This is a genomic window from Lysobacter sp. (assembly GCA_013141175.1).
In the GTDB taxonomy this organism is placed as follows: Bacteria; Pseudomonadota; Gammaproteobacteria; order Xanthomonadales; family Xanthomonadaceae; genus Lysobacter_I.
In genome coordinates this window covers 3,360,077-3,383,953 of sequence record JABFRN010000001.1, presented here as the reverse complement: position 1 = coordinate 3,383,953, position 23,877 = coordinate 3,360,077, and the positions used below count along the sequence as shown (strand labels likewise).

The window sequence follows — 23,877 nt, the reverse complement described above, 5'->3', positions numbered from 1 at the left end:
GGACGTTTACAGCAGGACCACATCGAATTGCTCCTGCGTGTACTGCGCATCCGCCTGGAAGCGGATCGATTTGCCGAGGAACTCCTCCAGCTCCGCGACGGCGGGCGATTCCTCTTCGGTGATGCGGGCCACCACTTTCGGCGATGCGATCACCAACAGCCGCGCGGCTTCGAACTGGCGCACCGCGCGGGTGATCTCGCGGAAGATTTCGTAGGTCACGGTTTCGGCGGTCTTCAGCGTGCCGCGCCCGCTGCATTCGTGGCAGGGCTCGCTGAGCTGTCGCTGCAGGCTTTCGATGGTGCGCTTGCGGGTCATTTCGACCAGACCCAGCGGCGAAAAATCGTAGACGGTGGTCTTGGCGTGATCGCGGGCCAGCGATTTCTCCAGCGTCCGCAGCACCTGGCGACGGTGTTCGGGATCGACCATATCGATGAAGTCGATGATGATGATGCCGCCCAGATTGCGCAGCCGCAGCTGTCGCGCTACCGACTGCGCCGCTTCCAGGTTGGTGCGGTAGACGGTTTCCTCGAGATTGCGCTGGCCGAGGAACGAACCGGTGTTGACGTCGATCGTGGTCATTGCCTCGGTCTGGTCGATCACCAGATAGCCGCCGGATTTCAGCGGAACCTCTTTCTCCAGCGCGCGCTGGATCTCGTCCTCGACCCCATAGAGATCGAACACCGGACGCGCGCCGACATAGTGCTCGATCTTTTCGGCGAGGCCCGGCATGTACTGCGCGGCGAACGTGCGCAGGCGGTCGCAGGTTTCGCGCGAATCGACCTTCACCTTCTCCACGTCGCGGCGGATCAGATCGCGCACCGCGCGCATCGGCAGGCTGAGATCCTCGTAGACGCATTCGCCGACCGTGGTGGTGCGCACGTTCTGTTCGATCAACGCCCAGACCCGGCCTAGGTAAGCGATGTCCTCGGCCAGCACTTCCGCCGGCTGTCCCTCGGCATTGGTGCGCACGATGTACCCGGGCGACGTCTGGCCGTTCTGGGCGCCGCTCTGGCCGGTGCCCTGGATGGCGTTCTGGCCTTGGCCCGAGACCAGCGATTTCAGCCGCTGGCGCTCGGTTTCTTCCTCGATCCGGGAAGACACGCCGATGACCTTGGATTGCGGCAGCAGCACGAGATAGCGCGACGGAATGCTGATCTGGGTCGTCAAGCGCGCACCCTTGCTGCCGATCGGATCCTTCACCACCTGGACCACGATCTCCTGCCCGTCGCGCAGCAGTTCGGTGATCGAAGGCACCACCAGCGTCGGCGCGATGGTCGCGGCGACGGGCTCGCTTTCGCCGTCCAGCCCGGTTTCGCCCAGCGTGGTGTCGATGGCCGGCGCGGCGCTGGCGCGGAAGATGTCGTTGGCGTGCAGGAACGCGGCGCGGTCCAGGCCGATGTCGACGAACGCCGCCTGCATGCCCGGCATCACCCGCTGCACCTTGCCCTTGTAGATGTTGCCGACCACGCCACGCCGCCAGCCGCGCTCGATGTGCAGTTCCTGCAACATGCCGTTCTCGACCACCGCGACCCGGGTTTCGCGCGGCGTGACATTGACCAGAATCTCTTCGCTCATGTCGCGCGCTCCACGGCGGTGCCGTCATCAGGCGTAGGGGCGCGATGCGCGGGGAATAATCCGAACTGTCGCAGCAGGGCTGCGGTTTCATGCAGAGGCAGGCCCATCACGCCACTGTAGCTGCCCGAGAGATGCGAAATGAAACTCTGCGCCAATCCCTGGATCGCGTAGGCGCCGGCCTTGCCGTCCCATTCGCCGGTGACGAGATAGGCGCGGATGTCCGCTTCGCTCATCGGCGCGAACGTCACCTCGGACACCGAGACCGCCTGCAGTTCGCGCCCACCCGAGACCATCGACAGCGCCGAAATCACCGCGTGCGTGCGTCCCGACAGGCTTCGCAGCATGGCCGCGGCGTCGTCGGCATCGACAGGTTTGCCGTAGATCCGGCCATCGAGCACCACTTCGGTGTCCGCACCCAGAACCACCGCATCGGGCTGACCGACCACGCGCAGCAAGCCGGCCCCGGCTTTTTCACGGGCGACCCGACGCACGTAGTCTTCCGGCGGCTCGCCGGGCGCGGGCGTTTCCGGAAGGTCGAGGTCGAGGATTCCGAAGTCGAGGCCGAGCATCCTTAACAGTTCACGACGACGGGGGGATTTCGAGGCAAGATGCAGCATCGGCCTAGGATACATTGCGGACCGGCGCTACCTGAACGCGGTTCTTCCCCGAACCCCGACAGGGCTCACAGTGCGTTCACCCGCTGGCCCGCAAGGGCTCAACCAGGAGCCTCACATGCATCGCCTCCCCCGCTTGCTCGCCACCATCTTCACCACTGTCCTCGCCTCGGGCCTCGCCATGACCGCATCCGCACAGACCCCGCCGACGATCGCCAATGACGGCACCCTGCTGTCGATCAGCGCCGAGGCGCGCGCCACCCGCATCCCCGACATCGCGACCCTGTCCACCGGCGTCGTCACCCAGGCCACGGATGCCAACGCCGCGCTCCGCCAGAACACCGAACAGATGGGCAAAGTGGTCGCGGCGATCAAGGCCGCCGGCATCGCCGAACGCGACGTGCAGACCACCGGCATCAGCATCAATCCGCAGTATCGCTACGCCGAAAACCAGCCGCCCGCGATCATCGGCTACCAGGCCAGCAACACACTCAACGTGAAGGTCCGCGACATCGCGAAACTGGGCAAGGTGCTGGACGCGATGGTCGCGGTGGGCGCGAACCAGGTGAACGGGCCGAACTTCGAGATCGACAACCCGGAAGAAGCCTACGACGAAGCGCGACTCGCAGCGATCAAGAAAGCCCAGCACCGCGCCGAACTCTACGCAAAAGCGCTCGGCCTGCGCGTGCGTCGCGTCGTCAGCATCAATGAAGGCGGTGGCTATACCCCACCGACGCCGATGCCGGTGATGATGCGCGCCGCCGCCATGGAAGCCGCGGACACGCCGATGTCGCCGGGCGAAAGCTCGCTGTCGGCCACGATCAACGTGGTGTTCGAACTCGGCCGCTGAGCAAAAACCGACGTCCTCGACCCATCGACACCCGCCCCACGGCGGGTGTTTTCGTTTGCGCAGGATTTTTTTCGACCCACTTAACCCCGGCGGAATCCAAGGCGCGTTTCCACCATCGTCCCCAACCGATGGAGGTGTCCCATGGTGCTGTCCCAACGCCATCCACATGCGCACGCGGCAGGTCTGCAGCAGGCGATCTCAAGGGTCGAGCCCGTCCGCATCCTCGGTATCGCCGGTGCGATCGCGCTCAATGTCGCGGCACTGATGCTGTTGATGGTGCCGGTGTCGGCGCCGATGCGGATCGCACCGCCGGACCAGGAAATCTTCACCCTCCCGGAACCGCCGAAACCGAAGCCGGTGGAGCCCGAGCCGGTGCCGATCGTGAGACCGCAGACGATCCGCGCCACCGCGCCGACGCTGTCGAATCCACCCAAACCGCAGCCGATGCCGGACCAGGACGTGATCGTGCCCGACGGCACCGACTATGTTCCGCCCACTCTCGCCGACCCGATGCCGGACATCGGTCCGACGCTGCCGAATCCCGACCCGCTGCCCAGCACGCGGCTCGAATACGCATCCGCACCGGCGCCCGCCTATCCGCGCGAAGCCCTGCTCAACGGCATCCAGGGCACGGTGGTGTTGAAGGTGCTGGTGGACGTGGACGGAAAACCGCTGTCGGTGGAGATCGAGCGCAGCAGCGGCAACCGCAGGCTCGACGACGCCGCGCGCCGGCAGGTGCTGCGCAAGTGGATGTTCCGGCCTGCGATCCGCGATGGCCGGGCCGTACAGGTCTACGGCATCGTGCCGGTGAATTTCAGCCTGAGTCTGCAATAGCGCTACGAACGAGTACCTGCTTCAACACGTTGCCGCCGGTCGCTGTCGAAGCGACCGGCGGTTTTTCGCATATCGGATGCGCCGCATCGTTCTGCCTGTGCGTGGAATCGCGCGTAGTGATCGCCGCAGCCACCTGCGACACTCGTCGGCCCTCACACGAGCACTCCGATGAAGCATCTCTTCGCACCGCTGCAGGCCGGCGATCTCGCCCTGCCCAACCGTATCCTGATGGCACCGCTGACGCGCTGTCGCGCCGAAGACGATCACGTGCCCGGGCCGCTGATGGCCGAATACTACGCACAGCGCGCCAGCGCCGGTCTGATCATCGCCGAAGCGACGATGGCGATGCCGGGCAACTCCGCGTTCTGGCGCGAACCGGGCATCCACAGCGAGGCGCAGGTCGCCGGTTGGAAGCGCGTCACCGGCGCCGTGCACGCTGCGGGCGGGCGCATCGCATTGCAGCTCTGGCACGGTGGGCGCGCCTGCCATCCCGATCTCAACGATGATGCGCAACCGGTGGCGCCCAGCGCCATCGCCATCGGCAACGATCAGGTGTACACGCCGAAAGGCAAAGTCGATTACGTCGTGCCGCGCGCGCTGACCGACGACGAACTGCCGGACATCGTCGCCGGCTTCGCGCATGCGGCACGCAATGCGAAGGCCGCCGGATTCGACGGCGTGGAAGTGCACGGCGCGAACGGCTACCTGTTGGACGAGTTCCTGCGCGACGGCTCGAACCGGCGCAGCGGTCCGTATGGCGGCCCGGTCGAACAGCGCGCGCGGCTGCTGCTCGACGTGCTGGAAACGGTCTGCGGCGTCTGGGGCAGCGGCCGTGTCGGCCTGCGCGTCTCGCCGCTCAACAGTTACAACGACATGCGCGACAGCGATCCGATCGGTCTCGTGCGCTGGCTCGGGCAGCGGCTCAACGATTTCGATCTCGCCTACTGGCACGTGATGCGCGGCGATTTCCTCGGCCAGCAGCACGGCGACGCGATGACGCCCGCACGCGAAACCTTCAAGGGTGTGCTGATCGGCAACATGGGCTACAGCGCCGAGGAAGCCGATAGCGCGATCGCCGACGGCAAACTCGATGCGGTCGCGTTCGGCGTGCCTTTCATCGCCAACCCCGATCTGCCCGAGCGCCTGCGCGCAGGCGCACCACTGGCCGAAGCCGACCGCAGCACGTTCTACACCTGGGACGCGAAGGGCTACACCGACTACCCGCGCTTCGCGGGCTAACAGGCTGTTGGAGACAGACTGTTGAAGACAGCCTGTCAGGGCGGCCATGGATGGCCGCCACGACGAAACAAGCGCGCAAGCGGTTGATTCGTCGTGAGCAAGTCCGGACATGTGCCGGACTTGCGATTGACTGCGCCGGCAGGAGCCGGCGCGAACAGCGAAGCTGACCCCGAAGGGGCGAGCCGCGCGGATGCGGCGAGTCAAACGCACACGGAGTGCGTTTTTCAACACCCAACCAAGCGGCGCCGGGCTGGCGCCGCATCCGCGGCGTCAGTCCCGCACCCAGCGCACTTCCGACAGACACCAGGACAGACTGCCGGTGGACTTGTAGGTCCAGTTGTAGCGGCGCGGCGGATTGTTGCGGTACGCGCTGAGCCCGCTGGCCGGCCCTGCCGGACGGATCCATTCGTTCAATTCGTAATCGTAGGTGCGATACAGCTCGTTCGCGGCCTGCTTCAGCGTGTCGTCCTGCTGCTGCGTGACTTTGCTGAAGTAATACGCCCACGCCATCGCGCCAGCCACGGACAGCACGTGTTCCGGCCCGACGCCGTCGGCGGCATAGGTCGATCCGTCGATGAAGGTGACGTAGTCGACCAGACGCAGGTTTTCCGGCGCATCGGTGAAGTAATCGCGCTGCGCGGGCGTGTAGGACTTCCCGGCGAACTTCAGCGCGTTGCCGGTGCGGCGGATGAAATGCGCGATCTCGATGTTGTCGGTCAGCACATAGGCGCGCACCATCGGATCGATCACGAAAGGCGTCTGCCAGAAACTCACCAACAGGTTGGTGGTGCCGGGCGGGCCGTTGCCTTCCTGGCCGCCGTACTTCCACAGTCCACCATCCACGCGGTTCGCCGGCAATGCACCGCCGCCGCCGTTCTGGTGCCAGATCAGATTGGTGGTGAGGGTGACGACCCGCTCGCGATAGGTCTGGCTGGCGCCGGTCTTGTACGGCACGTCGCCGAACAGTTCGTAGCCGATGACGAGGCCCGAGAGCTTGATGCCGATATGACGCTCCGTGTAACTGCTGGTCGTCGACCAGCGGTCGGGTTCATCGTTGGCGTCCTGCTGCGCTTTCGCCGCCAGTTTGGCGCCGTCCTTCGACAGATCGTCTCCGGTCAGCCAATGCGTATAGGCCAGTCCCTCCGGATAGCTGTACATCGCGCCGTTGGCGCCGATATACGCGGATGGACTCGGATTCTTGAGCTTGAACGCACCGACCGCGCTGTCCGGCGTGGTGCCCTGCGGATACAGGTTGACCCGGTAATACTCGGAGGCGCGCACCGATTCGCGCAGCACCTTGAAGAAACCGCTGCGGAAATACAGGCCGTAGAACGCGGACACGCGGTCGTACAGCCAGGGCTCGCCTTCAGCGGATTTGTAGGGGATCTGATTGGCGGCGGTGACGAGCGGATCGTCCTCGTTGATGTGCGCATAGAAGAAATTCTTCGCGCCGTACATCTGTTCGTTGAACTCGGGGTAATGCTCGGTGGCGTCCATCAATGTCGGTGAGTCGCGGGTAGCGGCGATCTCCTGCGCGAACGAACGCATCGGGCCGATTTTCAGCACGCCCTTGCTCAGCGTCGCCGACGGGAGCACCGCGTAGACCTTGGGCTCGGACACCCCGTCGCCGGCGACGAAGCTGCCGGTCGTGACCGGCTGCCAACCGTTGCGCGGATTCTCCAGCGTGGCCAGCGACTGGGTGCGGTTGCTGTAGCCCCATTCGATGCGCACGGTCTCGAAGTTCGGATAGATCGCAGTGAAGGTGTAGCGGATCTGCACGCGCGCGACGCGCACCGAGGTACCGTCGAGCGCGGGGGTATTGATGTGCCGCCACGGGGTGAGCTGTTCGACATGGGCCGGAATTTCGATACCCTTGGCATTCAGCACCCGCAGCTTCGACAGACCGGCGACGGTGATCGAATCGCGCGGAAACGGAATACCGAAGGTCACCAGCTGCGAAGTGCCGGCGGCGACGCCTTCGATCGGATGCAGGCGGACATCGACCACGCCGATGGTTTCGGCGGCGGGCATCAGCGGTTTGGAGACGCGTGGGCTGACCGCAGTACCGACCGCGCTCGTGGTGAGCGGCGGCGCGGCGGATGGGGCGACGGACGCGACCGGAGGTGTCTGTCGCGACTGCGCAAGAGCGCCATCGCGCGGTTCGCCCTGGACCGGTTGTTTTGCTGGACGGCTCGACACCCGAACCTGTGTATTGCTGCTGTCGCAGGCGGCCAGCGCGAACGTGAGGGCAAGGAGCGGAACGGACTTGCCGAGGAACCGGCCGAGGGCCAGGGAAACGGAAACGGACGGGTAAAGCCTTTGCATTGGATCTCCTGCTGCACGGTCGCGCGGGGGAACGCGAACCGGTGAGAGTGCCGATGGGGGATGGGCTTGCAAGGCAGTCGGTGCCGGCCTGCAAGGCGTTGACGACGGGATGCCGGGTGCCGGAACGCCCACGAACTATGCAAGCTCGTCGGGAATAAACCGTGACGGTGGTCCTCGATAGACGCTTAGTCGTTGTTTTTCCGGCTTTTTTTGAGCTTGCTCACATTTTTCGGGCCATCGCGAAGCCGGATAATGCGTCGATCGAAGCATCGGAACCGCCGAATGCGCAGCATTCCATCGCCCGCATGCGCCGCATTCCGCCGCCTCGCGCGTATCAGGCGCGGTGGTAAGGGTGGTTCGCCAGCAGCGCGGCGGCACGGTAGAGCTGTTCGGCCAACACCAAGCGCACCAGCATATGCGGCAGGGTCAACGGGCCGAGCGACCAGGATTCGTCCGCGCGGGCCAGCACCTCCGGCGCGTGCCCTTCCGGACCGCCGATCAGGAAGGCGAGATCGCGACCGCCGCCGCGCCAGTGTTCCAACCGCTGGGCGAGCTGTTCGGAGCTGTGCATCCTGCCGCGACCGTCCAGAGCGACGATGCACGCCGACTTCGGCAGTGCAGACATCACCCGGGCGCCTTCATCGGCGGTCGCGCGCACGGCGTCGCGACCTTTGCCGCGCAGACCGGGTTCGATTTCGATCAGCTCCAGCGGGAGCCAGTGCGACAACCGCTTCTGATATTCGCTGAAACCCTGCGCGACCCAGGCGGGTGCGCGCTCTCCGACAGCGATGAGGCGGGCTTTCATCGACGCGCGGGTGGCGTCGGGCCGGTCAGTCTTCGGCGCCCGGCGGCTGATCGCCCACCGTCCACAGCCGCTCCAGCGCGTAGAACTCGCGGACGCGCGGCAGCATCACATGGAGCACGACGTCGCCGAGGTCGACCAGCACCCATTCGGCCTCACGCTCGCCTTCGACGCCGAGCGGCATGACATCGAGCTCTTTGACTTTGCGCACGGCTTCGTCGGCGATCGACTTCACGTGACGGGTGGAGGTGCCGGACGCGATGACCATGTAATCGCAGACGCTGGTCTTGCCGCGGACATCGATCTCGATGGCGTCCTTGGCCTTGAGGTCTTCCAATGCCAGGCGGACCTGGCGCAGCAGCGCTTCGGCCGACGGCGCCGGGTTGGGCAGCACGGTTTTGATCACGTGCGCGTTTTTCGAGTTTGACAAGAGCGATCCTCGCTTGGAATGCCGGAATTATACCCCCGGCGCCACAGCGGGCCGGGATGTGGCGCCATACAGGCCGTGCTCGACGATGTAGCGCGACACCGCGAGCGGCAGCAGGTGGTGCCAGGTCTCGCCAGCGGCGATCCGGCGCCGGATCTGGGTCGCGGATTCACCGTGCGGCGGTTGGCGCAGACGCAGCACCTTGCCGCCCGGGCTCTCGCGCAGCGCTGCCGCGTTCAGGGTCCAGCGCGCACCGACCAATCGGGCGACCTCGGGCGGCAAGTGTTCGTCCAGCGCACTGCCGGGACGTTCGGCCACGACCCAGTGCGCACCGGCGAGCAATGCCTCGGGCTCTTTCCAGGTCGCCAGGCCATGCAGGCTGTCGGCGCCGATCAGGAACGCCAGCGGCGCGGCATCGCCATGCTTCGCGCGCAATTCGCGCAGCGTGTCGATGGTGTAGCTGGGGGTGTCGCGCTGCAGTTCGCGGCGGTCCACGCGCAGTCCGGCCAGTCCCTGGATCGCCAGCTCCAGCATCGCCGCGCGATCCCCGGCGTCTGCGCCCGGAGCATCGCGATGCGGCGGATCCGCGGCGGGCATCATCCAGATCGTGGTGCCGAGTGTTTCGCGCGCGGCAAGCGCAATCGCGAGATGGCCGTTGTGCACCGGATCGAAGGTGCCACCATAGAACGCGCGCAGGGGCAGCGACATCAGCCCACCGCCCGCGTCGACAGCAGCGAACTCCCGCGCGCATCGGCGACGGCCAGCAGCAGGCGTTCCAGCGCCAGCCAGGCATCGGCCGGTTCCTCGCCGATGCGCGGGCGGCCCTTGGCGATGCGGTCGACGCGCCCGGCCTCGACCACGAAACGCTCCCAGCGCGCGGCATCGTGGCGCTGCAGCGCACGGCGGTAGACCGCCTGCTTGGCGTCCCACACACGCTGCGCCTTGAATTCGGCGGCCAGGTTGCCGCCCTTGGCCTGCACCCGCGCCAGCGCGGCGGCGCGCTGCAGTTCCATGACCAGCATGCCCATCAGCGCCGGCACCGCCTCGCCTTCCGCACGCAGCCCGTGGAGCATCCGCAGCGCCTGTGCCGGTTGGCCGTTGAGGGTGGCGTCGAGCAGCCTGAAGATATCGAAGCGCGCGGCATCCGCGACATAGGATTCCATCCGCGCCAGATCGATCGATTCGCCGTCGGACAGCAGCGCGAGCTTGTCGATTTCCTGTGCGGCGGCGAGCAGATTGCCCTCGACACGTTCGACCAGCCGCTCGACCGCGTCGCGGTCGGCGCGCAGGCCACGCGCGCGCAAGCGGCGCTCGACCCACTCGGGCATTTCATGCGGTTTCAGGGCCCAGGCGATGGCGTGGTGGCCGACGCGCGCGATGGCTTCGCTCCACTTGCCGCCGTGCTGGCGGCTCCAGTCCTCGCCGGTGATGAGCAGGACCACGTCGTTTGGCGGATGCGCACAGAACTCCGAGATGAATTCGGCGCCGTCCTTGCCCGGCTTGGCCGACGGCAGCCGTACTTCCAGCACCCGGCGCGACGCGAACAGACTGGGCGCGTTGACGCTTTGCGCAAGCTGGTTCCAGTCGAAATCGCGGCCGTCGGCGTCGAACACTTCGCGCTCGCCGATGCCCTCGGCGCGCGCCTGCGCGCGCACGGCGTCGGCGGCTTCCAGTACCCGCAGGGTTTCCGGGCCGGCGATCAGATAGGCCGGCCGCAGCGGCTCACCGGCGAGTTGCGCGGCGAGACGTTCCGGGGTCAGTTCCATTGCGGTGTCGTGCGAGCCACGGCGATCGCCCGCTCAGGGCGCTGTCGCAGCCTTGGTGGTGCGCAGTGCGGCGTCGATCCGGCGCAGGATCGCGGCGTTCATGTCCTTGCGCATTTCGCTCCCCAGCAGCTCGCGTTCGCTGTTGCGGCCGATCGAGTCGCTGGCCGGCGCGATGTAGTCGCGGGACAGCTCCACAGCCTGTTGCGGCACCAGCATGCGGTCTTCGGAGGTACCGTCATCGGCCATCGCGGCGCCCGGCTTGCGCAATTGGAAGACCACCGCGTAGCGCAGGCTGTACTCCTGCGCGCGTCCAAGGGTGTCGACCGCGATCGGCAGGTCGACCCATTTCTCGGACAGGATTTCCAGCCTGGTCGACGTCTGCACCGCATCGGCCGCCGCTGGCGTGGCGCCTGCGCGCTCCAGCGAACGCGCCAGCGCATCGGCGAGCGGGCTGTAGGGGTCGCGTGCGGTCACCGCGACCGGGCCCATATCGGGCGGCAACACCAGCGCATTGCGGAGTTGGAAGCCACAGCCGGCCAGCGGCAGCAGCAACGACAGGACGATGACGGAGCGGAAACTTTTCATGGGCGCAGTCTGGCGGAGGCGGAAGCGACGGGCAAGCAGCGGTACGGTTCAGGCAGCCACGATGTTCACGATCTTGCCCGGCACGACGATCACCTTCTTCACGGTCATCCCGTCCATGAACTTGACGACATTGGGCTCGGCCAGCGCGGCGGCTTCGATCGTCTCTCGCGGCGTCTGCACGCCGACCTCGATCGTCCCGCGCAGCTTGCCGTTGACCTGCACCGCCAACGTCACCGCATCGCGGGCGAGCGCGGCCGGATCGGCCTGCGGGAACGGCAGGTCTTCGAGCAGCGTTTCGGCGTTGCCCAGCACCTGCCACAGATGGTGGCTGATGTGCGGGGTGACCGGGTTCAACAGCAGCACCATCGTCTGCAGCGTCTCATGACGCACCGCCCGGCCCTGTTCGCTCATGTCGTCGAACTTCGAGACATGATTGAGCAGTTCCATCAGCGCGGCGATCGCAGTGTTGAAACTGTAGCGGCGGCCGTAGTCGTCGGCGACTTTCTGGACCGTCTCGTGCAGTTGCCGGCGCATCGTTTTCTGCGTGGCGTTCAACTGCGAAGCATCGACCTGCGGATGGTCCGGTTGCAGCGCGTGGGTGGTCACCTCGCGCCAGAACCGGCGCAGGAAGCGCGACATGCCTTCGACACCGGCCTCGTTCCACTCCAGCGACTGTTCCGGCGGCGCGGCGAACATCGAGAACAGGCGCACGGTGTCGGCGCCGTATTTGTCGACCATCGCTTGCGGATCGACGCCGTTGTTCTTCGACTTCGCCATCTTTTCGACGCCGCCGATGTGCACCGGCCGGCCATCCTCGCGCAGCGCGGCACCGGTGATGCGACCCTTCTCGTCGCGGATGACATCGACATCCGCCGGGTTGAACCATTCTTTCGAGCCGTTCGCGTTTTCGCGATAGAACGTCTCGGCGATCACCATGCCCTGGCAAAGCAGATTGATCGCCGGCTCGTCGCTGTCCACCAGGCCTTCGTCGCGCAGCAGCTTGTGATAGAAGCGGAAGTACAGCAGGTGCAGGATCGCGTGCTCGATGCCGCCGATGTACTGGTCGACCGGGGTCCAGTATTTCGCGCGCTCGTCGACCATGTCGGTCGCGCCCGGCGATGTGTAGCGCGCGTAGTACCAGCTCGACTCCATGAAGGTATCGAAGGTGTCGGTCTCGCGCTCGGCAGCGCCGCCGCACTGCGGGCAGGTGGTCTTGCGCCACTCCGGATCGGCCTTGATCGGCGACAGCACCACGCCGGCGGCGAAGGCGTCTTCCACGTTCTCGGGCAGCACGACCGGCAACTGGTCTTCCGGCACCGGCACCGCATCGCAGGTCGGGCAATAGATCACCGGGATCGGGCAGCCCCAGTAGCGCTGGCGGCTGACGCCCCAGTCGCGGATACGAAAATTGATGCGGCGCTCGCCGCGGCCTTCGCGCTCGAACTTCGCGACCAGATGCTCGAAGGCCTGCGGGTAGCCCATGCCGTCGAGTTCGCCAGAATTCACGCACATCAGATCGTCGCGGGTCTTGTCGCCGTACCAGTCTTTCCACTGCGTGGCGTCGTACTGCAGTGCTTCCGGCAGCAGATGCGGCGGCAGCGACGATCGCACGCCGATGGCCTGCTGGATCGGCAGCGAATACTTGGTCGCGAATTCGAAATCGCGCTGGTCGTGGCCCGGAACCGCCATCACCGCGCCGGTGCCGTAGCCCATCAACACGAAGTTGGCGACCCAGATCGGCATCTGTTCGCCGCTGACCGGGTGCACCGCGAACAGGCCGGTGGCCATTCCGCGCTTTTCCTGGGTTTCCAGTTCGGCCTCGGACACACCGCCCTTGCGCAGATCGGCGATGAAGGCGGCCAGTCCGGGATTGCCTTCGGCGGCGCGCGCGGCGAGCGGATGCTCGGCGGCGATGCTCACGAAGGTCACGCCCATCAGGGTGTCGGGGCGGGTGGTGTACACCGACAGCTTTTCGTCGCTGCCGGCCACATCGAACGAGAACTCCAACCCCTCGCTGCGACCGATCCAGTTGCGCTGCATGGTCTTGACCGAATCCGGCCAGCCCGGCAGCGTATCCAGGCCGTCCAGCAGTTCCTGCGCGTAGGCGGTGATCTTCAGGAACCACTGCGGAATTTCGCGCTTTTCGACGACAGCGCCGGAGCGCCAGCCGCGGCCGTCGATCACCTGCTCGTTGGCCAGCACGGTCTGGTCGACCGGGTCCCAGTTCACGACCGAATTCTTGCGATAGACCAGGCCTTTCTTCATCAGCCGGGTGAACATGCGCTGCTCGTGGACGTAGTAGTCCGGGCGGCAGGTGGCGAATTCGCGCGACCAGTCGATCGCGTAGCCCAGCGCCTGCAATTGACCGCGCATATGGTCGATGTTGGCGTAGGTCCACTTCGCCGGTGCGGTCTTGTTCTTGATCGCGGCGTTCTCGGCCGGCAGGCCGAAGGCGTCCCAGCCCATCGGCTGCAGCACGTTGTGCCCGGTCATCCGCCGGAAGCGGCTGATCACGTCGCCGATCGTGTAGTTGCGCACATGGCCCATGTGCAGCGCACCCGACGGGTACGGCAGCATCGACAGGCAGAAATACTTCGGCTTGTCCGAATGCTCGGCGATCTCGAAGGCGCGCGTGTCGCGCCAGAAGGCCTGGGCAGCGGTCTGAAGGGCGGCGGGATCGTAGGCGGCGGGTTCTGCGGACACGGTGGGGGCGGCGGGCGACATGGGCCCGCTACCTTACATGATCCGCAGGAGTTCCGGCCCCCTCATGCCGAGCTCACTCGCGCCTTTCGATCTCGAAACGGCAGCGTTCCGCGCCCGAATGCATGCACTGCGTCTCGCGGACCTGGATGTCTTCGCCGTATTTCTTCGACAAGCCGAAGATGATGCCCTTGGCGACGAAACACAGCTTGCGATCCGACTGGTAGGTCAACACCATCTGGTGTTCGCCGGTCCGGCTCGCGATGAGTTTCGGCGGATTCCGCCTGGGGTTGTGGCGGTGGATCGCGTCGTGGATCTTCGAGCTGGCGTTCTCCAGCACATCGAAGGTCTTCCATTCCGGCCTGACGAACATCTCGTAATACGTGACGAGCGAAGGTCCGACGAATTGGCCGAAATCCTCGAGCACCGCAGTGATCGGCACGTTGAGCATCCGCGCGGCGGTGGTCGCCAGCGTGACCATTTCCTCGTCGGGATACTGGGCCACCGGGAAGTAGACCTTGTAGCCGATGCCGGCCTCGGCCAGCAGCGCGTCCCATGTGGCCCGGCCGCCATGGCGCTCGATGACATAGCTGCGCAGAAAATCGAAGATGACTCCGTACATGCTCCCCCATGCGGCCTCCGTTCCCCCCGGGTGTCGGCTCGCTGTGACGGCGACCCGCATCGACCGGGGCCGAGGACGTCCTTGTTGATTGATGGCGTCAATTAATCACACATTCCGGGCCGGGCCGCAAGCCGCCCTCGCGCCAGCGCCTCCGTCAGCGACCTCCGCCGTCGCCTTTCCGCGGTCGCGGATCGGCATGTGCTTGTTTCGATTGAGGTATCCCGCACCGCCCTCGGAGTACCACCCCAGGCCCACCCACGCCCTTGGAAAAGCGCATAATGCGCATGCCGTTCGGCGTTTCATCCCTTTCTCCGGCCACGTCTCCAACGTCTTTACACATCAAGCTGCTGTCCGTCGGTGTCCGTTGCGACATCTCTGCCGACGTCGAAACCAGCTTCCGGACGTGCCTGCCGAACGCGCATCTCTTATTCCCAGGAAACATATCCATGTTCAGCACCTCCTCTGATATGAGCTGGCTGTTCGCGGCCGGCATCGTTTTGGCTTCCTTGTGCGCGATCGGCGCACTGCTGTATTTCTCCGGCGTCATCCGATACATCCCGAACGACAAGATCGGCGTCGTCGAAAAGCTGTGGAGCGCATCCGGCTCCGTGCAGAGCGGCCTGCTCGCCCTAGGCGGCGAAGCCGGCTACCAGCCCGACCTCCTGCGCGGCGGCTTCCATTTCTTCTTCCCGTTCCAGTATCGCGTGCACATCCATCCGATGGTCTCGGTCACCCAGGGCAAGATCGGCTACGTGTTCGCACGCGACGGTCACGACCTGCCCGCCGGCCAGACCCTCGCCGACAACGCGCTCGCTTCGGATTTCCGCGATGTGCGCGCATTCCTGACCGCCAACGGGCAGAAAGGCCCGCAGCGCAAGGTCCTGCGCGAAGGTACCCACATCATCAACCCGGTGATGTTCGTGGTCATGACCGAGGAAGCCACCTACTCGCTCACCCTCGCCAGCGACGAACAGGCCTACTACGCCAAGATGCGCGATGTGCTCGACATGCGCTCGGCGTTCGTGCCGGTGGTGATCAAGGAAGACGCCGGCGCGCACGAATCCGACCAGCTCGCCATCGTCACCGTGATGGACGGCCCCGGCCTTCCGAAGGACGAACTGCTGGCGCCCGATGTCGGCGACGACCACAACTCGTTCCAGGAGCCCGAGAAATTCCTCGCCGCAGGCGGCAAGCGCGGTCGACAGGAACGCGTACTGGTCGAAGGCACGTACTACATCAACCGTTTGTTCGCGACCGTCGAATTCATCAAGAAGACGATCATCCCGGTCGGCCACGTCGGCGTGGTCGTGTCCTACACCGGCGGCAAGGGCGAGGACATCACCGGCAAGGACTACAGCCACGGCGAACTGGTCCAGAACGGCTGTCGCGGCGTCTGGCAGGACCCGCTGATGCCCGGCAAATACGCGTTCAACACCTACGCGGGCAAGATCGAGCTGGTGCCGACCACCAACTTCGTGCTGATGTGGAAATCCGGCGAAAGCGGCTCGCGCTTCGATTCCAACCTCCGCGAGATCACGCTGATCACCAAGGACGCGTTCGAGCCCAATCTGCCGCTGTCGGTGGTCGTGCACATCGACTACCGCAAGGCGCCGCTGGTGATCCAACGCTTCGGCAACGTCGCCCAGCTGGTCGAGCAGACGCTCGACCCGATGGTGTCCTCGTACTTCAAGAACATCTCGCAGACCAAGACCTTCATCGAACTGATCCAGTCGCGCAGCGAGCTGCAGACCCAGGCATCGGTCGACATGAAGACGCGCTTCCTCGCCTACTCGCTGGAATTCCAGGAAGTGCTGATCGGCACGCCGAAGCCGCAGCAGGGCGACACCCAGATCGAGTACATCATGGCGCAGTTGCGCGACCGCCAGATCGCCCGCGAGCAGGTGGAAACCTTCGCCCAGAAGCAGATCGCCGCGGACAAGCAGCGAGAACTGAACGAAGCCGAGCAGCGTGCGTCCAAACAGAAGGAACTCACCGCTTCGCTGGTCGACATCTCGATCAAGGAAAACATGGGTTCCGCGGCGGTGAAGGCGGCCGAGAAGCGCCGGCAGGAAATCGAAGCGCTGGCGCAGGCCGAACGCTTCAAGCAGGAAATGGAAGGCAGCGGCCGTGCGTCGGCGATCAAGGCGGTCGGCGAGGCCGAAGCCTCCGCGATCAAGGCGAAATCCGAAGCGCTGGAGGGCGAAGGCGCCGACAAGCAATTGATGCAGACGGTGATGTTGCGCATCGCCGAAGCCTTCGAGACGTCGCGCGTGCCGCTGGTGCCGCAGATCCAGCTCGGTGGCGATGGCGGCAATGCGTTCAACACACTGCTGTCGTTGATGGGCTCGCTCAAAGCCAAGGAACTGGCGCAGACCATCGAAGCGCCGGAGAACATCACGGGCGCGTCGTAACCCGTCATGCGGAACGCCGCCCCTTGCCCGGGCGGCGTTTTTTCATCTCGACGGTACTCTCCAGACCCGTCAGGCTTCGCCGAACCACTGCGGATAATTGCGCCAGCGGCCGACCGAACGCGTATGCACCGGCTGGCGTACCTGCCAGCGGCTGAGCGTCTGCACCGAGCGGCCGCTGCGGTGGAACGCCAGACACGCTGCATCCCACGGCAATCCCGCGAAATCGATCAACCGGCGCGCCTGCGTTTCGGTATCGGCGACGACGTCCTCATAGTGCACTTCGAGGATCGACAATGGCGACACCGACTGCCAGTGGCGCATCAGGCGTTCCTGTCCGTCGATGAAGAAACGGATATCGTCGAGATCGGTGGCATAGCTGGACAGCGGCGAAAAGCTTTCGCTGAAGATCGACAGTGCGACATCGCGCGGATCGCGCCGGCACCAGACGATGCGCGCGTCCGCGAACAGCATCGCGATCAGTCCGATATGCAGGAAATTGTAGGGTTGTTTGTCGACCAGGCGTTTCGTATCGCCGGGCGCCGGTTTCGCGGCAGCATCCAGATAATCGACGGCGCATTGGCGCAACCATTCGGTTTCGAAACGGGCGGCATCCTGCGGCCAGCGCAGCCCGGTGCGCTCGAATGCTTCCTGCGCGATCGCGACGATGCCGGTCAATTCGCCGCAGCCATGCACCTGCGGATGCGCGGCGAGGATCTGTTCGACCAGCGTCGTTCCGCTGCGCGGCATGCCCAGCACGAAGACAGGACGCTCGTCGTGCAGCGCATCGGCATTGCGCGACCGCAGCAGATCCAGCGTGAATGTTCCGATGGCTGCCTCGATCTTCGCGGAATACTCGACGCGATCGAATCCCCCATCCACGCGCCGCCGCAGCGCGTTCGCCGCCGACCAATGCCGGGCGGCATCGGCGTAGGCACCGCGCGCATCGTCGCGTTTGCCCAGCACGTGATGCAGATAGGCCTGCTCATGCTCGGGGACTTTGGCCTGCGCGAGCATCGCTTCGGCGTCGCGCACGAGCGCGCCCGGTGCGTTCGCGCGCAGCAGCGCGATGGAGGCGGCGAGCGGATCGCCCCATTCCGGCTGCAGCGCGTGCGCACGCGCATACGCATCCTGCGCCTGCGCCGCATCGCCGAGGTCTTCCCCGACCCATCCCAGTTCCATCCACAGCGGCGCGTCATCGGGAAAACGTTCAAGGCCGGCGCGCACGATGGTCAGCGCCGCCTGCGGCTCGCCCAACCGACGCCGGCATTGCGACAGCCGCAGCGGCAGTCCCGGATCATGAGGCTGACCGGATGCAGCGATACGCTCGTACAGCGCGAGCGCTTCGGCATGATGCTCGAGGCCGTATTCGGTTTCGGCGTAGGCGCGCAGGATCTGCGGTTGCCCGGGCGCGAGCGCAAACGCCCGCGCCAGCGCCGGCAGCGCTTCGGCGTCGCGGCGTGCGCCGTACAGGGTCATGCCCATGAAATACCAGGCTTCGACCAGATCCGGCTGCAGCGTGGCCGCCTGTTGGAAGGCAACGATCGCCTCGTTGATCCGCACCGCCGAAGCAAGCAACTGCCCCAGCTCCATCCGCAATGCCGCGGCATCGGGAGCGAATTCCACCGCCGTCCGCATCGCATCGATCGCAGCCTCGATCCGGCCGCCCATCTGCGCCGCGACCGCGCGGGCGCGATGCAGCGCGGGATCCTGCGGCGCCTGATGCGCCAGCAGCGTCAGCGCCTGCTCCGCTTCCAGCAGGCGCGACTGCTGCAGAAGCGCATAAACCTGCGCGAGCCTGTCGGCGAACGGGATCGCTCCGGGACTCACGTCCGCGGCAGCGTCACGCCGGTCTGGCCCTGGTATTTGCCGCCGCGATCCTTGTACGAGGTTTCGCAGACTTCATCCGACTGGAAGAACAGCATCTGGGCCACGCCTTCGTTGGCGTAGATGCGCGCGGGCAACGGCGTGGTATTGCTGAACTCGAGGGTGACGTGTCCCTCCCACTCGGGTTCCAGCGGGGTCACGTTGACGATGATGCCGCAGCGCGCGTAGGTGCTTTTGCCTAGACAGACCACCAGGGTGTCGCGCGGAATGCGGAAGTATTCGACCGTTCGCGCCAGCGCGAACGAGTTCGGCGGGATGATGCATTCGTCGGCGGTGATGTCGACGAAACTGCCGCTGTCGAAGTGCTTGGGGTCGACAATCGTCGAGTTGATGTTGGTGAAGATCTTGAACTCGCGCGCGCAGCGCACGTCGTAGCCGTAGCTGGAGGTGCCGTAGCTGACGATCCGATGGCCATCGGCGGCATGTTTGACCTGGCCGGGCTCGAACGGCTCGATCATGCCCTGTTGCTCGGCCATGCGGCGGATCCAGCGGTCGCTCTTGATGCTCATGCACTCGTCCCGGGGCCACGGGGCCCGTTTTCAGTCATTGTCAGGGCCGGCATTCTACGGGATGCCATCGGTTCATCCGCTCAGACGAGCTGCGCGCCGATTTCGGCCTTCACGCGCGGACGTTTGTCCAATTCGGCGAGCAGCCGCTGCGCGACATCGCGATAGGCCTGCGCGGCTGCGGATGCGGGCGCAGCGCGGACCACCGGCGTGCCGGCGTCGCCCTGTTCGCGGATCGCGATCTCCAACGGCAGCGAACCCAACAGCGGGACTCCGTACTGCGCGGCCATGCGCTCGCCGCCGCCGCTGCCGAACAGATGCTCGACGTGCCCGCAGTTCGAGCACACGTGCTGGGCCATGTTCTCGATCAGCCCCAATATGGGGACATGGACTTTTTCGAACATCTTCAGCGCTTTGCGGGCGTCGAGCGTGGCCACGTCCTGCGGGGTGGTCACGATCACCGCACCCGCGACCGGGATCTTCTGGGCGAGGGTCAGCTGGATATCGCCGGTGCCCGGCGGCAGGTCGACGATGAGGATGTCCAGACCATCGCCGTCGTCGCCGCCCCAGCGGGTCTCGTTGAGCAACTGGGTCAACGCCGAAGTCGCCATCGGCCCGCGCCAGATCATCGGGGTGTCCTGTTCGACCAGGAACCCGATCGACATGGTTTCGATCCCGTGGGCCCGCATCGGGACGATCGACTTGCCGTCGGGGCTGTCCGGGCGGCCCGACAACCCCAGCATGGTCGGGATGCTCGGGCCGTAGATATCGGCATCCAGCAGGCCGACCCGGGCCCCGAGATCGGCCAGGGCGACGGCGAGGTTGGCCGACGTGGTCGATTTGCCGACCCCGCCCTTGCCCGACCCGATCGCGATGATGTTGCGGATCCGGGGCAAGGGAGACAGCTCCGGCTGGACGGCGTGCGGCGGAATTCTGAGCGTGGTGGTCGTCTTCATCCCGCCATTGTGTCCGCCCCGCCCGCCAGTAGCCAGACGGCGCCCGATGTGCCGATCTTGTCCCTTCCCGGACGCACTCGGGAAAACATCAAGCCGGCGCCGGAAATCATGCCCTGCACCTACCCGATTCACATGACAGCGTCGTTAAAGTCATGTTAAGTTCAGCCACGGACGACGGGGGGACCATCTGCCGTCTCTATTCGCTTGATAACTTGCAACCGGGGAAATCCATGACTTCTCGCACACAACTCAGGCTGCGACGCAGCCAACTGACCTCCGCCATCCTGGCGACGTTCCTGATCTCGGGCATGGCGCTCGCCCAGGACACCAATACCGGCACCAACAACGAAGACGATCAGCAGGACAGCCAGGCCAGCGGCCAGCAGTCGCAGAATCTCGACCGTATCGAAGTCATCGGCAGTCGCATCAAGCGCGCCGACGTCGAAGGGCCATCGCCGGTCACGGTCATCACTTCTGAGCAGATCGAACGCGAAGGCTTCAATACCGTTTACGACGCGCTGGAAACCATCAGTGCGAACACCGGCTTCGCCCAGAACGACTTCAACGCTGCCGGCGGATTCACGCCGAACGCCAGCGTAATCAACCTGCGCGGCCTTGGTCCGGGCCGCACCCTGTTGCTGGTCAACGGTCGTCGCGCGAACGACTATCCGTTCCCGTACAACGGTCGCAGCAATTTCCAGAACTTCAACAGCATTCCGGCAGCGGCGGTGCAGCGCATCGAAATCCTGGCCGGCGGCGCCTCGGCGATCTACGGTTCCGACGCGGTCGCGGGCGTGATCAACGTGGTGCTCAAGACCAACTACGAAGGCAACCTGCTCAAGATCAAGGGCCAGACCAGCACCCAGGGCGGTCGCGACATCGGCGACTTGCAGTGGATCGGCGGCAAATCCGGCGACAACTGGAGCGTCACGTATGCGTTCGAGTCCTTCAACTCGGAGCCGCTGTTCGGCTATCAACGCGACTTCATGGATTCGGCCGAAGACAATCCGGCGCCTCCCGGCGTCAACGGCGCTGTGGGCGTGGGTGGCTATCAGCCGCCGATCGGCATCCAGATCCGTCGCCTCAGCAGCACCGGCGCGACCATCAGCTACGTACAGGCTCCGGGTCGCGACTGCAGCGCCAGCGATTTCTACCGTCCGCACACCTATACCAGCAGCGCCACCGGCGCCACCTTCGGTCCTGGCTGCGGTTACGACCGTTTCCCGGCCGAACAAACCGTATTGAACGGCAACAACGATCTGTCCGGTTACGTCTACGGCACCTACAACTTCAACGACAATCTGGAAGGCTGGGCCAGCGCCATGGCCTTCAATTCCCGCTCGCGTCTGGGCGGCGGCGTGGAACAGTGGCAGGGTGGCCCGCAGCCGGGCGCCAGTTTCTACGATCCGCAGTTCGGCATGCGCATCTTCCCGATCCGTGCACTGACGCCCGAAACCTATGGCGGGAGCGAGGGCACCTTCCAGAAATTCGAAGAGAATTCCTACGATCTGGCCTTGGGCCTGCGCGGCACCATCGCCGATCGCTTCGACTGGGATTGGACCATCGGCGGCGCCAAGTACCAGGCGCTTCGCGAGCGTCCGCGCCTGACCGTGACCGGCGCCACCAACTATTTCCTCGGCCCACGCCTCGGCACCACCAGCGGCATCGCCGGCATCCCGAACGGCCTGCCGATCTATCGCCTGAACCTCGATCATTTCTATGGCCCGATTTCCGAAGCCGACTACGCTTCGATGTCGACCATGGTCAAGTACAACGGCAAATCCGAAAACGCGTCGACCAGCTTCGTGCTGAGCGGCGATCTGTTCGAATTGCCTGCCGGTCCGATCGGATTCGCGGCCATGGTGGAAGCCAGCCGCCAGTCCTACAATCTCAAGAGCGATCCGCGGATTTTCCCGAACGTACGCGAAATCTATAACCTCACCGGCACTGGTGGTGGCGGCAAGCGCGCGCGTTATGCGGCGGGCGGCGAACTCCGCATTCCGATATTCAGCATGCTCGATGTGAGCCTCGCCGGCCGTTACGACAAATACGACGACATCACCGACGTCGACGACGCCAAGACCTGGGGCGTGGGCCTCGAATTCCGTCCGTTCGAAAGCCTGCTGATCCGGGGCAACTACGCGACCAGCTTCAAGGCGCCGGACATGCATTACGTGTTCTCGGAACGCAGCGGCAGCTTCGGCACGGTCACCGACTTCTATCGTTGCTTCCAGGCCGGCATCAGCCCCTCGGTGTGCAGCAGCGCAGGCGGCACCTACAACTATTCGGCGTTCACCACTTCCGAAGGCCAGCCCGGCCTGCGCGAGGAAACCGGCAAGTCGTGGACCGCAGGCGCGGTATGGGATATCACCGATTCGCTGTCGGTCACGGCGGACTATTACAACATCGAGCTCGAAGACGTCGTGACCGTGCAGTCCGGCACGTCGATCCTGCAGGCGGAACTGGGTTGCAACACCGGATTCTTCCCGAACGGCGATCCCTACCCGTTCGCATCAGGTTCGGCCTTCTGCGCCGAAACCCTGGCGCGCATCAGCCGCGATCCGAACACGAACGCGATCACCGAGATTCGCAGCGGTCCCATCAACCTCGCGCTTCAGGGTGTGAAGGGCATCGACGCGACCGTCGCCTACCGGCTGAACACGGATCGTTTCGGCAATTTCAACACCAGCCTCGCCTGGTCGCACACACTGGAATCGACGCAGCAGTCGAGCCAAGGCGATCCGGTGCTGCAGACCCGCGACCTCAACTCCACCGCCGACTATCGCAGCCGCCTCCGCTGGACCACCAGTTGGAGCAGGGGCGACTGGGATGCCACCGTGCTGATGACACGCACGGGCAGCTTCCCGATCTGGACGCCCTCCAACGCGAACGTCGTCAACGGCAATATCGAGAGCCGTACCGGTCCGAACATCCTGTGGAACATGACGGTCGGCAAGGAAATCACGGATAGCCTGTACGTGCGTGCGAACATCAACAATGTGTTCGACCACATCGCACCGCGCGATCAGACGTTCACCACCTATCCCTATTTCTGGCAGGGTTACAGCGCCATCGGCCGCGAAATCGGTCTCGAGCTGAGCTACAAGTTCTGATTCGCCAACACGCGAGCCGCAACACGGAAGAGCCCGGCACAAGCCGGGCTCTTTTTTTGCCCCACGGATGCCTGACCGCCTCGCGCGCTTGATTCATCTGGCAGACGGCATCCGTACCCCTCCGGATGCGGTATAAAGACCTGCCCCGGCGCGGCTCCCGCCAGGCCGGGCTCGACAACTCGATTCACGCCCTGGGAGGGGAAAGATGCGCATCAAATCACTCATGACACTGCTCGCGCTGCCGATGCTGGCCGCGGCGTTCGTCGCGTCGGCCCAGAACGCTTCACCGGTCGGCCAATGGAAAACCTACGATGAAGAAACCGGCAAAGCCCGGCTCATCGTCGACGTTTACGAAGCCAAGGGCGGTACCTACGCCGCCAAGGTCGTCGATACGCTGTTCCAGCCCAATGCGGTCTGTACCGAATGCAGCGGCGACAAGAAGGGCAAGCCGATCAAGGGCATGGTCATCATGTGGGGTCAGAAGCCCGGCGCCAATGGCAGCTTCACCGGCGGCCAGGTGCTGAAACTCACCAACGGCAAGACCTACAAATCCAAGGCCCAGTTGCAGGCGGGCGGCAGCAAGTTCGAGGTTTCCGGCTGCCTCGGTCCGATCTGCAAGAAGCAGGTCTGGACCCGCGAGAACTGATCCAACGCATAAGCGTCGTCCC

19 protein-coding genes are annotated in these 23,877 nt (G+C 65.1%); 6 read left to right on the top strand and 13 right to left on the bottom strand.

The annotated features are described in order from the left end of the window. Positions 1-6 precede the first annotated feature (6 nt). Together rng and maf are read right to left on the bottom strand one after the other, a co-directional pair. Positions 7-1,575 (bottom strand): ribonuclease G, encoded by a 1,569-nt coding sequence (gene rng / locus HOP03_14895; protein ID NOT89450.1) that lies wholly within the window; start codon positions 1,573-1,575, stop codon positions 7-9. Then, positions 1,572-2,192 (bottom strand): septum formation inhibitor Maf, encoded by a 621-nt coding sequence (gene maf, locus HOP03_14890; protein NOT89449.1) that lies wholly within the window; start codon positions 2,190-2,192, stop codon positions 1,572-1,574. Before maf ends, rng begins: the two co-directional genes overlap by 4 nt. 115 nt (positions 2,193-2,307) lie before the next feature. Here maf and HOP03_14885 point away from each other — a divergent pair, with 115 nt between their 5' ends. The 3 genes from HOP03_14885 (at position 2,308) to HOP03_14875 (ending at position 5,112) form a co-directional block, all read left to right on the top strand. Continuing rightward, complete coding sequence (locus HOP03_14885) at positions 2,308-3,039, top strand: SIMPL domain-containing protein (GenBank protein ID NOT89448.1); 732 nt, start codon at positions 2,308-2,310, stop codon at positions 3,037-3,039. Between the two features lie 141 nt (positions 3,040-3,180). Next, the gene (locus tag HOP03_14880; GenBank protein NOT89447.1) at positions 3,181-3,873 is read left to right on the top strand and encodes an energy transducer TonB; all 693 of its coding nucleotides are present in this window, start codon (positions 3,181-3,183) and stop codon (positions 3,871-3,873) included. Positions 3,874-4,041: 168 nt separating this feature from the next. Continuing rightward, on the top strand, positions 4,042-5,112 hold the full coding sequence (locus HOP03_14875; protein ID NOT89446.1) for an alkene reductase: 1,071 nt from the start codon (positions 4,042-4,044) through the stop codon (positions 5,110-5,112). A gap of 270 nt (positions 5,113-5,382) precedes the next feature. Here HOP03_14875 and HOP03_14870 read toward each other — a convergent pair whose 3' ends face one another. The 8 genes from HOP03_14870 to HOP03_14835 all read right to left on the bottom strand — a co-directional run bounded on the left by HOP03_14870 (position 5,383) and on the right by HOP03_14835 (position 14,339). Next, positions 5,383-7,437 (bottom strand): hypothetical protein, encoded by a 2,055-nt coding sequence (locus HOP03_14870; protein NOT89445.1) that lies wholly within the window; start codon positions 7,435-7,437, stop codon positions 5,383-5,385. 334 nt (positions 7,438-7,771) lie between these two features. Next, positions 7,772-8,242 (bottom strand): 23S rRNA (pseudouridine(1915)-N(3))-methyltransferase RlmH, encoded by a 471-nt coding sequence (gene rlmH / locus HOP03_14865; GenBank protein ID NOT89444.1) that lies wholly within the window; start codon positions 8,240-8,242, stop codon positions 7,772-7,774. 25 nt (positions 8,243-8,267) lie between these two features. Next, complete coding sequence (gene rsfS, locus HOP03_14860) at positions 8,268-8,669, bottom strand: ribosome silencing factor (protein NOT89443.1); 402 nt, start codon at positions 8,667-8,669, stop codon at positions 8,268-8,270. Positions 8,670-8,696: 27 nt separating this feature from the next. Further along, the gene (gene nadD / locus HOP03_14855; GenBank protein ID NOT89442.1) at positions 8,697-9,368 is read right to left on the bottom strand and encodes a nicotinate-nucleotide adenylyltransferase; all 672 of its coding nucleotides are present in this window, start codon (positions 9,366-9,368) and stop codon (positions 8,697-8,699) included. A 5-nt stretch (positions 9,369-9,373) separates the two neighbouring features. After that, on the bottom strand, positions 9,374-10,432 hold the full coding sequence (locus HOP03_14850; GenBank protein NOT89441.1) for a DNA polymerase III subunit delta: 1,059 nt from the start codon (positions 10,430-10,432) through the stop codon (positions 9,374-9,376). A 33-nt stretch (positions 10,433-10,465) separates the two neighbouring features. Continuing rightward, positions 10,466-11,017: a hypothetical protein gene (locus tag HOP03_14845; protein NOT89440.1), complete on the bottom strand. Its 552-nt coding sequence runs from the start codon at positions 11,015-11,017 to the stop codon at positions 10,466-10,468. A gap of 48 nt (positions 11,018-11,065) precedes the next feature. After that, positions 11,066-13,741, bottom strand: coding sequence for a leucine--tRNA ligase (locus HOP03_14840; protein ID NOT89439.1), 2,676 nt, complete (start codon positions 13,739-13,741; stop codon positions 11,066-11,068). A 52-nt stretch (positions 13,742-13,793) separates the two neighbouring features. Further along, positions 13,794-14,339: a heme NO-binding domain-containing protein gene (locus HOP03_14835; protein NOT89438.1), complete on the bottom strand. Its 546-nt coding sequence runs from the start codon at positions 14,337-14,339 to the stop codon at positions 13,794-13,796. 467 nt (positions 14,340-14,806) lie between these two features. Here HOP03_14835 and HOP03_14830 point away from each other — a divergent pair, with 467 nt between their 5' ends. Then, on the top strand, positions 14,807-16,750 hold the full coding sequence (locus HOP03_14830) for a flotillin family protein (GenBank protein NOT89437.1): 1,944 nt from the start codon (positions 14,807-14,809) through the stop codon (positions 16,748-16,750). Between the two features lie 69 nt (positions 16,751-16,819). On the opposite strand, the gene HOP03_14825 is transcribed toward HOP03_14830, so the two are convergent. From HOP03_14825 to apbC, 3 genes are all read right to left on the bottom strand, one after another. Beyond that, a complete protein-coding gene (locus HOP03_14825; protein NOT89436.1) occupies positions 16,820-18,577 on the bottom strand; it encodes a tetratricopeptide repeat protein in 1,758 nt (585 codons plus the stop codon). Further along, positions 18,574-19,143, bottom strand: coding sequence for a dCTP deaminase (locus HOP03_14820; GenBank protein ID NOT89435.1), 570 nt, complete (start codon positions 19,141-19,143; stop codon positions 18,574-18,576). Before HOP03_14820 ends, HOP03_14825 begins: the two co-directional genes overlap by 4 nt. A gap of 80 nt (positions 19,144-19,223) precedes the next feature. Next, positions 19,224-20,096, bottom strand: coding sequence for an iron-sulfur cluster carrier protein ApbC (gene apbC, locus HOP03_14815; protein ID NOT89434.1), 873 nt, complete (start codon positions 20,094-20,096; stop codon positions 19,224-19,226). Positions 20,097-20,326: 230 nt separating this feature from the next. Here apbC and HOP03_14810 point away from each other — a divergent pair, with 230 nt between their 5' ends. Both HOP03_14810 and HOP03_14805 read left to right on the top strand, forming a co-directional pair. After that, entirely contained in the window at positions 20,327-23,209 is a 2,883-nt protein-coding gene (locus tag HOP03_14810) for a TonB-dependent receptor (protein ID NOT89433.1), read from the top strand. Between the two features lie 205 nt (positions 23,210-23,414). Beyond that, entirely contained in the window at positions 23,415-23,855 is a 441-nt protein-coding gene (locus HOP03_14805) for a DUF2147 domain-containing protein (GenBank protein ID NOT89432.1), read from the top strand. Positions 23,856-23,877: the final 22 nt, after the last annotated feature.

Bases quoted from the DNA above. Each gene is read 5' to 3' on its own strand.
- HOP03_14875 (NOT89446.1), top strand. From the start codon at position 4,042: ATGAAGCATCTCTTCGCACCGCTGCAGGCCGGCGATCTCGCCCTGCCC.
- maf (NOT89449.1), bottom strand. From the start codon at position 2,192: ATGCTGCATCTTGCCTCGAAATCCCCCCGTCGTCGTGAACTGTTAAGG.
- apbC (NOT89434.1), bottom strand. From the start codon at position 20,096: ATGAAGACGACCACCACGCTCAGAATTCCGCCGCACGCCGTCCAGCCG.
- rng (NOT89450.1), bottom strand. From the start codon at position 1,575: ATGAGCGAAGAGATTCTGGTCAATGTCACGCCGCGCGAAACCCGGGTC.
- HOP03_14805 (NOT89432.1), top strand. From the start codon at position 23,415: ATGCGCATCAAATCACTCATGACACTGCTCGCGCTGCCGATGCTGGCC.
- HOP03_14840 (NOT89439.1), bottom strand. From the start codon at position 13,741: ATGTCGCCCGCCGCCCCCACCGTGTCCGCAGAACCCGCCGCCTACGAT.
- rlmH (NOT89444.1), bottom strand. From the start codon at position 8,242: ATGAAAGCCCGCCTCATCGCTGTCGGAGAGCGCGCACCCGCCTGGGTC.
- HOP03_14885 (NOT89448.1), top strand. From the start codon at position 2,308: ATGCATCGCCTCCCCCGCTTGCTCGCCACCATCTTCACCACTGTCCTC.
- HOP03_14820 (NOT89435.1), bottom strand. From the start codon at position 19,143: ATGAGCATCAAGAGCGACCGCTGGATCCGCCGCATGGCCGAGCAACAG.
- HOP03_14830 (NOT89437.1), top strand. From the start codon at position 14,807: ATGAGCTGGCTGTTCGCGGCCGGCATCGTTTTGGCTTCCTTGTGCGCG.
- HOP03_14870 (NOT89445.1), bottom strand. From the start codon at position 7,437: ATGCAAAGGCTTTACCCGTCCGTTTCCGTTTCCCTGGCCCTCGGCCGG.
- HOP03_14845 (NOT89440.1), bottom strand. From the start codon at position 11,017: ATGAAAAGTTTCCGCTCCGTCATCGTCCTGTCGTTGCTGCTGCCGCTG.
- HOP03_14880 (NOT89447.1), top strand. From the start codon at position 3,181: ATGGTGCTGTCCCAACGCCATCCACATGCGCACGCGGCAGGTCTGCAG.
- HOP03_14835 (NOT89438.1), bottom strand. From the start codon at position 14,339: ATGTACGGAGTCATCTTCGATTTTCTGCGCAGCTATGTCATCGAGCGC.
- HOP03_14810 (NOT89433.1), top strand. From the start codon at position 20,327: ATGACTTCTCGCACACAACTCAGGCTGCGACGCAGCCAACTGACCTCC.
- HOP03_14850 (NOT89441.1), bottom strand. From the start codon at position 10,432: ATGGAACTGACCCCGGAACGTCTCGCCGCGCAACTCGCCGGTGAGCCG.